The following is a 12,451-nucleotide window of genomic DNA, read 5'->3' on the forward strand; positions in this document are numbered from 1 at the left end:
CCCTCTGCGGAGACACCCTCTCCCCAGCCCTCTCCCGCAAGCGGCAGAGGGAGCGCACCGTCTAAAAAGGCCGTACGATTCCGACGCGGGGGATCAGCGTGATGATCAGGCCGAAAATATTGGTCTTTTGATCTTCTGATGGAATCGGCGGCGTCTCGCGCGCGGCGGGCAGCATCTTCACCGCGTGCAGGATCAGGAACATGCAGACCGCCCAGTTCGAGATCCAGCGCGAATAGTCGAACACCATCGCGAACATCACGAGGTAGGCGAGGCTGACGCCGGCGAGCGCAGCGACCACGAGACGGCGGTGCGTGTCTTTTGCAAGTGCAGCGATCAGGTTCGAAAAATAGCGCCACAGCGGCGTATGCAGCCAGATCAGCAGCGCGAATACGGGCACGCCCAGGATGTTGTGGGGCAGGCGGCCCCAGGTGTCGGAAATCTCCTGCGCCAGCGGCTGGTACCAGATGTAGGCGAATTGCAGCAGCTCGGTCCGCGACGGATCGGCCATCCGGGTTTTCAGATACGCCACGAAATCCGCTTCCGGGATCGGCATCGTTCCCACAAACTGCGCAGCGAAGAACAGCGCGGAGACGACAAGCAACGCAATGATGCCGAATGCGACGTTGGTGCGATCGCAACCGTGCGTCAGATAGTGCCTGATCACCACGATGGCGATGATGGTCGGCACATACATCAGGAGATGGATGTGGTGGACCAGCACCAGGATGATCGAGAACAGCGCGGCCAAAGCCACGAACAGCAGTGAGCCCGCCGGCACCAGCAGCAGGATGATCGCCAGCGCGCAGCCATAGATGTCGAAATGGCCAAGCGTGTGCATGAAGTTCTTGAGGAAGAACGGCGAGCCCGCGATGAAGACGAACAGCGGCAGCGTCCTTGCGGTGAAGCCGAACGTCTTCTGGAACAGTCTTGCATAAAGGGCGAGCGTCACCAGCCACGTCACGCCGCCGAGCGCGAACACCAGCCATACCGGCACCTTGTCCGTGAACAGCGCGACGACCGCCCCGATCAGCGCGCGCTTGACGAAGCCGAAATGGTAATCGACCAGAAGGTGGATGTAGGGGACGTAAGGCGGCAGCTGGATCTTGTGAACGAAGACGCCGACGATGACCGCGACGTTGATCGCGAGCAGAAGGCGCCAGGGGTTTTGCATGATGCGAGCGGTCACGCGGTAACTGATAGCGCGACCGCCCGAAATTACAAAATGAACCGGCTCAGATCCGCGTTCTTGGCGAGGTCGCCGACGTGCTTCTGCACGAAATCCGCGTCGATCTTGACGGTCTCGCCGCCGCGGTCGGGAGCGGTGAAGGAGATCTCGTCCAGCACCCGCTCCATCACGGTCTGGAGCCGCCGCGCGCCGATGTTCTCGACGGTGGAATTCACCGCCACCGCGACGTCCGCGAGCGCGTCGATGGCGTCGTCGGTGATGTCGAGCGTGACGCCCTCGGTCTGCATCAGCGCGACATATTGCTTGATCAGCGAAGCCTCGGGCTCGGTCAGGATGCGGCGCATGTCGTCGCGGGTCAGTGCCTGCAGCTCGACGCGGATCGGCAGGCGGCCCTGCAGTTCCGGCAGGAGGTCGGACGGTTTTGCGACGTGGAAGGCGCCGGAGGCGATGAACAGGATGTGGTCGGTCTTCACCGCGCCGTGCTTGGTCGAAACGGTCGTGCCCTCGATCAAAGGCAACAGATCGCGCTGCACGCCCTCGCGCGACACGTCGCCGCCGGCGCGACCTTCGCGTGCGCAGATCTTGTCGATCTCGTCGAGAAACACGATGCCGTTGTTCTCGACCGCGCTGATCGCCTCCTGCGTCAACTGATCGCTGTCGAGCAGCTTGTCGGACTCCTCGTTGACGAGGATCTCGTGCGAGCTCCCCACCGTCAGCCGCCGCGTCTTGCTGCGTCCGCCGAGCTTGCCGAAAATGTCGCCGATCGAAACCGCGCCCATTTGGGCGCCGGGCATGCCCGGGATCTCGAACATCGGAAAGCCGCTGCCGCCGCCTTGCGTCTCGATCTCGATTTCCTTGTCGTTGAGCTCGCCTGCCCGCAGCTTTTTGCGGAAAGAGTCCCGCGTTGCCGCGCTGGCATTGGCGCCGACCAGCGCGTCGAGCACGCGCTCCTCGGCGGCAAGTTGCGCGCGTGCCTGCACGTCTTTGCGCTTGCGCTCGCGGACCTGGGCAATCGCGACCTCGACGAGGTCGCGCACGATCTGCTCGACGTCGCGGCCGACATAGCCGACCTCGGTGAATTTCGTCGCCTCGACCTTCAGGAACGGTGCGTTCGCCAGCTTGGCGAGCCGCCGCGCGATCTCGGTCTTGCCGACGCCGGTCGGGCCGATCATCAAGATGTTTTTCGGCAGTACCTCTTCGCGCAAGGAGCCTTCGAGTTGCTGCCGTCGCCAGCGGTTACGCAGCGCGATCGAGACGGCCCGCTTGGCATCGGCCTGGCCGACGATGAAACGGTCGAGTTCGGAAACGATTTCACGGGGAGAAAAGTCTGTCATGGGACCTTAGCTAGGGTCAGATGCGGGGCAGGACAAGCTGCTTTTTGTCGTCAGATGATCGGCGGACCCGATTGCCATTGTTTCACGGCCTCGATCGGATGGATCAGCATCAGGATATTGAGCGTCAGATTGTCGCGAATATGCAGCGCGAGCATGATTTCGAAGGCGACTCCTAGCAGGACGGTCACTGGGACAGGCAGCAGGCGCGCGGCGAGGAAGCCCAGCATCATGGACAGCGTGTCCGAGATCGAATTGACAATGCTGTCGCCGAAATAGTCCAGCGAGATCGTGCCGGCGCGGTAGCGCTCGATGATGAACGGCGAATTCTCGACGATTTCCCAGGTACCTTCGATCAGCATCGCGATGATCAGCCGCGCGGGCCATGAGAGTTGCGGCGACGGCAGGCGCACGAACAGCAGCCAGGTCAATCCGTAGAACAGGAAGCCGTGCAGGACATGCGAGAAGGTGTACCAGTCGGCGATGTGCTGCGAATTCTCCGAGCTGTTCACCACGCCATGCCATAGCTTGACATAGCCGCAGGTGCAGATCGGCACCCGCCCCATCGCAAACAGGATCGAGGCCTGCAGCGCCAGCAATAGCAGCGCGATGCCGACCCAGTAGGTCGGCGGGATCGCCGTCTTGGCTTTCTCGGAAATCGCGAGCGTCATGAATTGCGCATCATCAGCAATGAAGGGGGGTCATCGGAAGTAAGGCAGAAATCGAAGTCACTTTCCAGCTATCACCTCCGTCATCGCGAGGAGCAGAGCGACGAAGCAATCCAGATACTCTCCGCAGTGCCAGTCTGGATTGCTTCGCTTCGCTCGCAATGACGCGGAGAGCGCAGTTTTGATGTCGAAGTTTGAAACCCTAGCCGGCCGACAGGGCTTCGATGGTGACGTTGCGGTTGGTGTAGACGCAGATGTCGGCGGCGATGTCGAGGGAACGGCGGACGATGGTCTCGGCGTCCTTGTCGGTGTCGAGCAGGGCTCGGGCCGCCGCAAGCGCGTAATTGCCGCCGGAGCCGATCGCCATCACGCCGGCCTCGGGCTCCAGCACATCGCCGGTGCCGGTCAGGACCAAAGAGACGTCCTTGTCGGCCACGATCATCATGGCCTCCAGCCGCCGCAAATAACGGTCGGTACGCCAGTCCTTGGCGAGCTCGACGGCGGCCCGGGTCAATTGCCCCGGATATTGCTCGAGTTTGGCTTCCAGGCGCTCAAAGAGCGTGAAGGCGTCGGCGGTGGCGCCGGCAAAGCCGCCGATGACATCGCCCTTGCCGAGTTTCCGGACCTTTTTGGCATTGGACTTGATCACGGTCTGGCCAATCGAGACCTGGCCGTCGCCACCGACCACCACCGTGCCGCCCTTGCGGACGGTCAAAATCGTGGTGCCGTGCCAGCCCGGCGAGCTGTTTGGGGAGTCCTGCATGAATGAACCTCGTTGTCCGGGCTGATTTAGGCGGTCAGGAGCCGCTGCACAACGGGCCGCTCCGGGCCCGATTTCGCTCACCATAGGCAGAAGTAGCAGCCCGGCCAGCCGTTCCCGCAGTAGCGAAGGTGTCATTTGGCTGTTAAAAGACCGGCGTTTTCGGCTCAAACCAGAATGGAAACCGATTTTCCATGCGCACCGCGACGATCAAGCGCAAGACCAAGGAAACCGACATCGAGGTATCAGTGAACCTCGATGGCACCGGCGTATCCAATATCGCGACCGGCATCGGCTTTTTCGACCATATGCTCGATCTCCTCGCCCGCCATTCCCGCATCGACCTCACGGTCAAGGCGGTGGGCGATCTGCACATTGATTATCACCATACCACCGAAGACACCGGCATCGCGCTCGGCCAGGCCATCAAGCAGGCGCTCGGCAACATGGCGGGCATCACCCGCTATGCCGGCGTGCATATGCCCATGGACGAGACGCTGTCGCGCGTGGTCATCGACATCTCGGGCCGCCCGGTCCTGGTGTTCAAGGTCGACTTTCCCCGCCACAAGATCGGCGAGTTCGACACCGAGCTGGTGCGCGAGTGGTTCCAGGCCTTCGCCATGAACGCCGGCGTGACTCTCCACGTCGAGACCCTATATGGCGATAACAGCCACCATATCGCCGAATCCTGCTTCAAGGGTCTGGCGCGGGCGCTGCGGACGGCGGTTGCGATCGACCCGAAGACGGTGGGCGAAATCCCGTCCACCAAGGGCTCGCTCGGCGGCTGACATCTCGGGCCGGCGGCACGCGCCGCTTGCGGTATCACTGAAATTAGAGAACGGGGCATCACCATGCCTGTCTACACAGTTCATGCTCCCTCTCCTGCCGGAGCCGATCTGCGCGCGACCGAGAAGTTCGTCTTCGTACGCGACGGCTTCCATTTCTGGGCGATGATTTTCGGCCCGCTCTGGCTGCTGTGGAATCGGCTGTGGCTGGCGCTGATCGGCTGGGTGATCTTCGTCGCCGCGTTCAACGCCGGGCTGTCCAGCCTCGGAATCGGACGCAGCTCGATCTTCTTCGCCGACATCATCGTCGCGCTGCTGATGGGTTTCGAGGCCTCCAGCCTGCGCCGCTGGACGCTGTCGCGCGGTAAATGGCGGCAGCTCGACGTGGTGATTTCCGACGACGAGGACACCGCCGAGCGCCGCTTCTTCGAGCGCTGGAGCCAGAAGCAGCGCGGCATCGTCAACGATCAATGGGCCGTCGATCGCGGTGGCCCGCCGCCGACCCGCAACGTGCCGGGGCAGCAATTCTCAAGCCCGCCGCCGATGCCGGCGGGCGGCATCATTGGTTTGTTTCCGGAACCGGGAGGGTCAAGATGAGTGTCGCCATCATCGATTACGGTTCCGGCAATTTGCATTCCGCCGCCAAGGCGTTCGAGCGCGCTGCGCGCAGCATGGAGAACCCGCAAAAGGTCTTCGTCACAAGCGATCCCGACCAGGCCTACAGCGCCGATCGTCTGGTGCTGCCGGGCGTCGGCGCCTTCGCCGATTGCCGGCGCGGGCTCGATGCGGTCAACGGCATGGTCGAGGCGATCACCGAGGCAGTGCGTGTCAAGGCGCGGCCGATGCTCGGCATCTGCGTCGGCATGCAGCTGTTCGCCACCCGCGGCAAGGAACATGTGATCACGCCAGGGCTGAACTGGGTCGGCGGCGACGTCGAGAAGATCACGCCGCGCGACGAAAGCCTGAAGATCCCGCACATGGGCTGGAACACGCTCGATGTGCTGCGCGAGCATCCGGTGCTGAACAAGCTGCCGCTCGGGCCCAAAGGCCAGCACGCCTATTTCGTGCACTCCTATCACCTCAATGCGGCCAACGAGGCGGACGTGCTCGCGCGCGCCGATTACGGCGGGCCTGTCACCGCGATCGTCGCAAAGGATACGGCCATCGGCACCCAGTTTCATCCCGAGAAGAGCCAGCGCTTCGGTCTGGCCCTGATCTCGAACTTCTTGCGATGGAAACCGTGATTCTCTTCCCCGCGATCGACCTCAAGAACGGCCAATGCGTGCGCCTCGAGCAAGGCGACATGACGCGTGCGACCGTATTCAACCTCAATCCCGCCGCGCAGGCCGAGAGCTTTGTTGCGCAGGGCTTTGAGTATCTCCACGTTGTCGATCTCGACGGTGCGTTTGCCGGCAAGCCGGTGAATGCCGAGGCGGTCGAGGCGATGCTGAAGACGATCAGGATTCCGGTGCAGCTCGGTGGCGGCATTCGCGATCTCGCGACTGTCGAAGCCTGGCTCGAAAAGGGCATCACCCGGGTCATCATCGGCACCGCCGCGGTGCGCGATCCTGAATTGGTGAAGGCTGCCGCAAAAAAATTCCCCGGCCGCGTCGCGGTCGGCCTCGATGCACGTGACGGCAAGGTCGCGGTCGAAGGCTGGGCCGAGACCTCGCAGGTGACGGTGCTGGAGATCGCGCAGCGTTTCGAGGATGCCGGCGTCGCCGCGATCATCTTCACCGACATCGCGCGCGACGGCCTGCTCAAGGGCCTGAATCTCGATGCCACCATTGCGCTCGCAGATGCGATCTCCATCCCCGTGATCGCCTCCGGCGGCCTCGCCTCGATCGAGGACGTCAAGGCGATGCTGACGCCGCGCGCGAAAAAGCTCGCCGGTGCGATTGCCGGCCGCGCGCTTTACGATGGCCGCCTCGAACCGGCAGCCGCCCTCACATTGATCCGCGACGCGCGCGCCGCCTAGGAGCTGACACATGTTCAAGGTGCGCGTGATCCCCTGCCTCGACGTCAAGGACGGCCGCGTCGTCAAGGGCGTCAACTTCGTTGACCTGCGCGATGCCGGCGACCCCGTCGAAGCGGCGATCGCCTATGACGCCGCGGGCGCCGACGAGCTCACTTTTCTCGACATCACCGCGACCCATGAGAACCGCGGCATCATGCTGGACGTGGTCCGGCGCACCGCCGAAGCCTGCTTCATGCCCGTGACCGTCGGCGGCGGCGTGCGTGAGGTCAACGATATCAAGACGCTTCTGCGTGCCGGCGCCGACAAGGTCTCGATCAACAGCGCCGCGGTGTCGCGGCGTGAGTTCGTCAAGGAAGCCGCCGAGAAATTCGGCGGGCAGTGCGTGGTGGTCGCGATCGACGCCAAGCGGGTCAAGCGCGCCGGTGGCGGAGAGCGCTGGGAGATCTTCACCCATGGCGGCCGCAACTCGACCGGCATCGACGCCATCGAATATGCCCAGGAGGTGGTCTCACTCGGCGCTGGTGAAATCCTGCTCACCTCGATGGACCGCGACGGCACAAGGCAGGGTTTCGACATCCCGCTGACCCGCGCGATTGCCGACAGCATTCCCGTTCCCGTGATCGCCTCGGGCGGTGTCGGCAATCTCGACCACCTCGTCGACGGTATTCGCAACGGCCACGCCACCGCCGTGCTGGCTGCCTCGATCTTCCACTTCGGGGAATTCACCATCCGCGAAGCCAAGGAGCACATGGCCCGGCGCGGGCTGGCCATGCGCCTCGATGCCTGACGACTCCCGTCCATAAAAATGCTACACGATTGGCGGGACCGGCTTGTCCCGTCAGATAACCGGCCAGGGCAATCGGCCAAGGCGCGTTTTCCGAGTATTTTGTATGCCGCGTTTCACGATCCACGATCTGGCCGAGACCATCGACGCCCGCGCGGCAGCGGATGGCGAGACGTCCTATACCCGCAAGCTTCTCGACAAGGGCGCCGAACATTGCGCCAAGAAGTTCGGTGAGGAAGCAGTCGAAACCGTAATCGCAGCAGTCGAAAACGATCGCGCGCATCTGATCGCCGAAGGCGCCGATCTGCTCTACCATTTCCTTGTGCTGCTCAAGGTCCGCGGCGTAAAGCTGGAAGAGGTCGAAGCCGCATTGGACAAGCGGACTTCGATGTCAGGGTTGGAAGAGAAGGCGTCGCGCAAGGGCGGCAACTAGCCGAGGTGGAAAGATCGCGTCATGGATATCCGCGCACCCGAGCAGCAGTATAATCCGTACCGCGTCTATACGCGCGAGCAATGGGCGCGGCTGCGCGACGACACGCCGATGACCCTGGAGCCGGGCGAGTTCGATCGCCTGCGCTCGCTGCACGACCGGCTCGATCTCCAGGAAGTCGAGGACATCTACCTGCCGCTGTCGCGCCTGCTGTCGATCTATGTCGATGCCATGCAGCGGCTCTATTACGCAGAGCGCCAGTTCCTCAACATCCGCGACCGCAAGGTGCCCTACATCATCGGCGTCGCCGGTTCGGTGGCGGTTGGAAAATCCACCACGGCCCGCGTGCTTCAGGCGCTGCTGGCGCGCTGGTCGCCGCGTCCCAAGGTCGAGCTGATCACCACCGACGGATTTCTGTATCCCAACGCCGTGCTGGAGCGGCAGGGCATCATGCAGAAGAAGGGTTTTCCGGAGAGCTACGACCTGCCGCTGCTGCTCAGCTTCCTCTCCGACATCAAGGCCGGCCGCCGCCATGTGCGCGCGCCGGTCTATTCGCATTTGACTTACGACATCGTGCCGAACGAGTGGGCCGAGATCGACCAGCCCGACATCCTGATCGTCGAGGGCGTCAACGTGCTGCAAACAGGCAAGCTGCCGCGCGACGGCAAAGCCGTGCCCGTGGTCTCCGACTTCTTCGATTTCTCGGTCTATATCGATGCCGACGAAGCCGCGCTGCGACAGTGGTACATCCGGCGCTTCCTGTCGCTGCGCGACACCGCATTCACCAATCCGAAATCCTACTTCAACCGCTACGCGCTGTTGTCGGACGAGGAAGCCACCGCCACCGCGATCGCGATCTGGGAGCGTACCAACCTCGCCAATCTCGAGGACAACATCCTGCCGACCCGCCCCCGCGCGACGCTGATCCTGAAGAAGGGCGCCGACCACACGGTGGCGAGCGTGGCGCTCAGGCGGCTGTAGCTTCGTCCTGCAGCGCGATCAATCATGGCGCTGGAAGTCGAAATGAAGCGTCCAAGATACCTCCCGACCGCCGCATTTCTGGCAACGGCTCATCTCTTGTTGGCGTTGAGCACTCTTCTCATCAGTCATTCCCTGGCGATGGGACGCTTCGACTCGGCCGGCAATATCAGCCAAGCCGAAAGTCTGGCCAGGGCACTGACAGACACGCTCTTTTGGCCCGTCTCTCACGTCCAGACCAAGGGATTATCGGCCGCGCTACAGTGGGCAGCTGTTCTTGGAAACAGCATCCTTTGGGGATCTGTCCTTGCGGTGCCCGTGTGGCGATTGGGACGATCGCTGAGCGGCAAGGTGCCGGCCTCCAACGACGCGTTTGAGTGGCCTGGGAAACATCGCGGGCCGCGTCTAATCACAGAATCTCGAGGATAATGCCTCGCCCGGCCGCCCACATGGGGCTCCGGCCGGTATGTCGCTCTTGCTCCAGCCGTCACTTGCCTGCCTTCGCGCTCCAATCGGCAGGCTTGATGCGCCCCACGAAAGCGGCCGCACCGGTGGTACTTGCCCGGTAGGCGAAGGCTTCGCCTTCCTGCACGTCGCCGGCGTCCTTGCCGAAGGCATCGGCGATGTTGGTCTTGTGCGTAACGAGGAACGTGTTGGTGCCGGCCTTCGGAGCCGCATCGACGAGCTGGCGTACGGCCTGTCCGGCCTTTGCATTTGCACCGGTCGGGTTTGCCATTCCCGATGCGCTGGCGTTGCTGCTGTCCGTCAATGCTTCGACCGGCGTGACCTCGCGGCCGGAGATCAGCTTGCCCGCCTCGATCGCGCGGTTCAGCCGGCTGGTGTAGACGTCGCCGATCGGGATCGCGAGTTCCCTGATCGACGTCCCGATCTGGCGCGCCATGTCCCGGCCCTTTTCACTGAGCTGACGCTGGGCGCTCACGTCGTCGAATTTGAAAGGGTAGACATCCTTTTGGCTGTCGTCGGTGGCGGTGTGCCGAAACACCAGCACGTAGCCGCCTTGCTTGAGCGAGGCGACCAAGTTCGGCGTGTCGGCCGCGTTGGCTTGGGTGGAACCACAGAGAAGGGATATGACGGCGAGGCGGCAAAGCACGTTCATGCGCGACATCCTCCGTTGCAAATGCCACGGAGGATGGTGACGCGCGACGCGATCGATTTCAATTATCGATTGCCGGCCGATCAGGTTCCCATGAAATTCCAGGTCAGATCGCCAGATCCCGCGCCGCCGCCAGCCCCGCCAGCGCCTCTTCCAGCTTCTCGCGATCGAGCGGCTTGATCAGAAACCCGTTCATGCCCGCCTCGAAGCAGGCGTAGCGATCTTCCACCAGCGTATTGGCGGTGAGTGCGAGGATCGGCGTGTGGTGGCCGCCTTTGGCCGCCTCATGCGCGCGGATGCGCTTGGTCGTTTCGATGCCGTCGAGCAGCGGCATCTGGATGTCCATCAGCACGAGATCATAGGGCGTACCGGCCGATGACGCGCCGAGCCAGGATTCCAGCGCGGCTTCGCCATGGACGGCGATGACGACGTGGTGGCCGAGTTTCGTCAGCAGCGAGCGCATCAGCAGCGCGTTGATCTCATTGTCCTCGGCGACGAGAATCGACAGGCCTTTCGCCGGTACCGCGCCGGTGGATTGGGCCGGTGGCTCCGGCGCGAGATCGGGCGAGGCGATCTCCGGGGTCAGCGCGAGGCGTGCAGCGAGTGAGGCCGCGCGAAGCGGCTTGACCAGGAAGCCGGTGAAGGCCGGCGAAACTTTCTCGTGGCGCGAGCCCGATGTCAGCAGCACGAGGCGTTGCATCGCATGCCTGCGTGCGGCTTCGCCGAGGCGGTCAGTGATGGCGGCGCCAAGCGCACGATCGATCAGCACCGAATGCCATGAGCGTTCCGGCAGCAGCGCTTCCGCCACCGCCGCGTCCGTCACCATGCAGGTCTGGCCACCCCAGCGCTCCAGCCGCCGCGCGATCAGCGAGGCCTCGATACCGTCGGCGATCAGCAGGATCGACTTGCCGGCAAGATCAGGGCTCGCCAACGCCGTCGGTTCTGCGCCGGCGTGTGATGGCGCGAGCGGAATCGCGACCTCGAAGGTTGAGCCCTTGCCTGGCTCGCTCGTGAGCGTGATGCGGCCGCCCATGCGCTTGACGATGCGCTCGCTGATGGCGAGGCCGAGCCCGGTGCCGCCATAGGTGCGCGCGATGCGCTCGTCGGCTTGCTCGAATTCGCGGAAGATGCGCTGTTGCGCCTCCGGTGCGATGCCGACGCCGGTGTCGCGCACCAGAAAACTGATCTCGTTCGGCCAGATGCCGGGCTCGACGATCAGCGCAACGCCGCCACTCGCAGTGAACTTGATGGCGTTGCCGGCAAGGTTGAGCAGAACCTGGCGCAGCCGCGCGGCGTCGCCGACCACTTCGAGCGGCAGGCGCTCGTCGACATAGGCGGCGATCTCGAGGCTCTTTGCCTGCGCGCGCGGCGCGAGCAGCTCGGTGATGTCCTCGATCAGGGCCGACAGCGCGAAGGGACGCTGCTCGAGATCGAGCTTGCCGGCTTCGATCTTGGAATAGTCGAGCAACTCCTCGATCAGCGCCATCAGCGCTTCGCCGGAGGTCTTCACGGCCTTAGCGTAGGTCGTCTGCTCCGGCGTCAGCGTGGTGTCGAGCAGCAGGCCGCCCATGCCGATGATGCCGTTGAGGGGGTTGCGGATCTCGTGCGAGGCCATGGCGAGGAAGCGCGATTTGGCGCGGTTGGCGGCGTCGGCCTGGTCGCGGGCGTCGGACAGCGCACGCTCCGTCTCGGTGCGGTCGGTGACATCGCGTCCGACACTCTGCAATTCGGCGGGCTGGCCGGCGTCGAGGCGGACATAGCCTTCGCGCCAGGCAATCCAGCGCGCGCCGAGCGGGGTTGCGATCTTCTGGTCGTGAATGCGCGTGCCGTTGCTCTCGCGGGCGCTGTCACCCTGCTCCAGCACGTCGAAATCAAAGCGCGTGCCGACCAGCGCGCCACGCGCCTGCACCGCGAGCGCGCAATAGGCTTCATTGGCGAAGGTGATGCGGCCGCTTGTGTCGCGCAGCACGATCAGATCGCCCTGCTGTTCGAACAGGCTGCGGGCGCGTTCTTCCGCTTCCTTCAGCTCCCAATTGCGGTCGATCAGCGCTTCGTTGTGGGCGGCCAGCGCACGCATCCGCTTGTTGACGAAGCGCAGGCGCATGCTGAGCGTGGCAAGGCCGAGGCAGGAGAGCGCGAACAGGAAGCTGGCGCCGATCGCAAACGCGTTGGGATCGTAGCCGGAATTCTCCGACCGGCTGCCGGAGACAAAGCCATAGGCGCCACCGAAGGTCGCCGAGAAGATCATGAAGGAGCGGATCGCGAAGGCGATCTTGGGGTACTGCCGCCTGAAGCGGCGCATGCGCACCTTGATCCGGAACGTCCGACCCATCGCCACCGACCCGACTGTTTTCTTAAAACCCTGTGCTCGCTGTAAACGACGATGTCCCGCCGACCTTGCGAACAGTTTGAGGATTTGCGGCCGCCTCCAAACAGG

General features: G+C 63.6%; 14 protein-coding genes. 8 read left to right on the forward strand and 6 right to left on the reverse strand.

Annotated features, from left to right (window positions below):
• Positions 1–61: 61 nt before the first annotated feature.
• The 4 genes from ABIB00_RS26580 to hslV all read right to left on the reverse strand — a co-directional run bounded on the left by ABIB00_RS26580 (position 62) and on the right by hslV (position 3,948).
• Positions 62–1,186: a hypothetical protein gene (locus ABIB00_RS26580; RefSeq protein ID WP_354106402.1), complete on the reverse strand. Its 1,125-nt coding sequence runs from the start codon at positions 1,184–1,186 to the stop codon at positions 62–64.
• Positions 1,187–1,215: 29 nt separating this feature from the next.
• Positions 1,216–2,520 carry an ATP-dependent protease ATPase subunit HslU gene (hslU, locus tag ABIB00_RS26585; protein ID WP_354106403.1) on the reverse strand — a complete coding sequence of 435 codons (1,305 nt, stop codon included), beginning with the start codon at positions 2,518–2,520 and terminating at the stop codon, positions 1,216–1,218.
• Between the two features lie 50 nt (positions 2,521–2,570).
• Positions 2,571–3,188 (reverse strand): DUF2585 domain-containing protein, encoded by a 618-nt coding sequence (locus ABIB00_RS26590; protein WP_354106404.1) that lies wholly within the window; start codon positions 3,186–3,188, stop codon positions 2,571–2,573.
• A gap of 199 nt (positions 3,189–3,387) precedes the next feature.
• The gene (gene hslV, locus ABIB00_RS26595) at positions 3,388–3,948 is read right to left on the reverse strand and encodes an ATP-dependent protease subunit HslV (RefSeq protein WP_247352594.1); all 561 of its coding nucleotides are present in this window, start codon (positions 3,946–3,948) and stop codon (positions 3,388–3,390) included.
• A gap of 191 nt (positions 3,949–4,139) precedes the next feature.
• Between hslV and hisB the strand changes: the two genes are divergently transcribed.
• From hisB to ABIB00_RS26635, 8 genes are all read left to right on the forward strand, one after another.
• Positions 4,140–4,733: an imidazoleglycerol-phosphate dehydratase HisB gene (gene hisB / locus ABIB00_RS26600; RefSeq protein ID WP_247352596.1), complete on the forward strand. Its 594-nt coding sequence runs from the start codon at positions 4,140–4,142 to the stop codon at positions 4,731–4,733.
• Positions 4,734–4,796: 63 nt separating this feature from the next.
• Positions 4,797–5,327, forward strand: coding sequence for a DUF2628 domain-containing protein (locus ABIB00_RS26605; RefSeq protein ID WP_247352598.1), 531 nt, complete (start codon positions 4,797–4,799; stop codon positions 5,325–5,327).
• On the forward strand, positions 5,324–5,974 hold the full coding sequence (gene hisH / locus ABIB00_RS26610; RefSeq protein ID WP_247352601.1) for an imidazole glycerol phosphate synthase subunit HisH: 651 nt from the start codon (positions 5,324–5,326) through the stop codon (positions 5,972–5,974). Before ABIB00_RS26605 ends, hisH begins: the two co-directional genes overlap by 4 nt.
• Entirely contained in the window at positions 5,971–6,708 is a 738-nt protein-coding gene (gene hisA / locus ABIB00_RS26615) for a 1-(5-phosphoribosyl)-5-[(5-phosphoribosylamino)methylideneamino]imidazole-4-carboxamide isomerase (RefSeq protein ID WP_354106454.1), read from the forward strand. The genes hisH and hisA overlap by 4 nt, the downstream gene beginning before the upstream one ends.
• A 10-nt stretch (positions 6,709–6,718) precedes the next feature.
• A complete protein-coding gene (gene hisF / locus ABIB00_RS26620; RefSeq protein WP_247448248.1) occupies positions 6,719–7,495 on the forward strand; it encodes an imidazole glycerol phosphate synthase subunit HisF in 777 nt (258 codons plus the stop codon).
• Between the two features lie 103 nt (positions 7,496–7,598).
• Positions 7,599–7,925: a phosphoribosyl-ATP diphosphatase gene (locus ABIB00_RS26625; RefSeq protein ID WP_354106405.1), complete on the forward strand. Its 327-nt coding sequence runs from the start codon at positions 7,599–7,601 to the stop codon at positions 7,923–7,925.
• A gap of 21 nt (positions 7,926–7,946) precedes the next feature.
• Positions 7,947–8,903, forward strand: coding sequence for a type I pantothenate kinase (coaA, locus tag ABIB00_RS26630; RefSeq protein ID WP_247352607.1), 957 nt, complete (start codon positions 7,947–7,949; stop codon positions 8,901–8,903).
• 24 nt (positions 8,904–8,927) lie between these two features.
• Entirely contained in the window at positions 8,928–9,329 is a 402-nt protein-coding gene (locus ABIB00_RS26635; RefSeq protein ID WP_354106406.1) for a hypothetical protein, read from the forward strand.
• 58 nt (positions 9,330–9,387) lie between these two features.
• Here the strand turns inward: ABIB00_RS26635 and ABIB00_RS26640 are convergent, their stop codons facing one another.
• Positions 9,388–10,017: a histidine phosphatase family protein gene (locus ABIB00_RS26640; protein ID WP_354106407.1), complete on the reverse strand. Its 630-nt coding sequence runs from the start codon at positions 10,015–10,017 to the stop codon at positions 9,388–9,390.
• 103 nt (positions 10,018–10,120) lie between these two features.
• Positions 10,121–12,346 (reverse strand): ATP-binding protein, encoded by a 2,226-nt coding sequence (locus tag ABIB00_RS26645; protein ID WP_354106408.1) that lies wholly within the window; start codon positions 12,344–12,346, stop codon positions 10,121–10,123.
• Positions 12,347–12,451: the final 105 nt, after the last annotated feature.

It is taken from the genome of Bradyrhizobium sp. LB14.3, from assembly GCF_040547985.1.
Classification (GTDB): domain Bacteria; phylum Pseudomonadota; class Alphaproteobacteria; order Rhizobiales; family Xanthobacteraceae; genus Bradyrhizobium.

Coding starts and splice junctions, on each gene's coding strand:
- hisB (WP_247352596.1), top strand. CDS start 4,140: ATGCGCACCGCGACGATCAAGCGCAAGACCAAGGAAACCGACATCGAG.
- ABIB00_RS26605 (WP_247352598.1), top strand. CDS start 4,797: ATGCCTGTCTACACAGTTCATGCTCCCTCTCCTGCCGGAGCCGATCTG.
- hslV (WP_247352594.1), bottom strand. CDS start 3,948: ATGCAGGACTCCCCAAACAGCTCGCCGGGCTGGCACGGCACCACGATT.
- hisF (WP_247448248.1), top strand. CDS start 6,719: ATGTTCAAGGTGCGCGTGATCCCCTGCCTCGACGTCAAGGACGGCCGC.
- ABIB00_RS26635 (WP_354106406.1), top strand. CDS start 8,928: ATGGCGCTGGAAGTCGAAATGAAGCGTCCAAGATACCTCCCGACCGCC.
- ABIB00_RS26590 (WP_354106404.1), bottom strand. CDS start 3,188: ATGACGCTCGCGATTTCCGAGAAAGCCAAGACGGCGATCCCGCCGACC.
- ABIB00_RS26645 (WP_354106408.1), bottom strand. CDS start 12,346: ATGGGTCGGACGTTCCGGATCAAGGTGCGCATGCGCCGCTTCAGGCGG.
- ABIB00_RS26625 (WP_354106405.1), top strand. CDS start 7,599: ATGCCGCGTTTCACGATCCACGATCTGGCCGAGACCATCGACGCCCGC.
- coaA (WP_247352607.1), top strand. CDS start 7,947: ATGGATATCCGCGCACCCGAGCAGCAGTATAATCCGTACCGCGTCTAT.
- hisH (WP_247352601.1), top strand. CDS start 5,324: ATGAGTGTCGCCATCATCGATTACGGTTCCGGCAATTTGCATTCCGCC.
- ABIB00_RS26640 (WP_354106407.1), bottom strand. CDS start 10,017: ATGAACGTGCTTTGCCGCCTCGCCGTCATATCCCTTCTCTGTGGTTCC.
- hslU (WP_354106403.1), bottom strand. CDS start 2,520: ATGACAGACTTTTCTCCCCGTGAAATCGTTTCCGAACTCGACCGTTTC.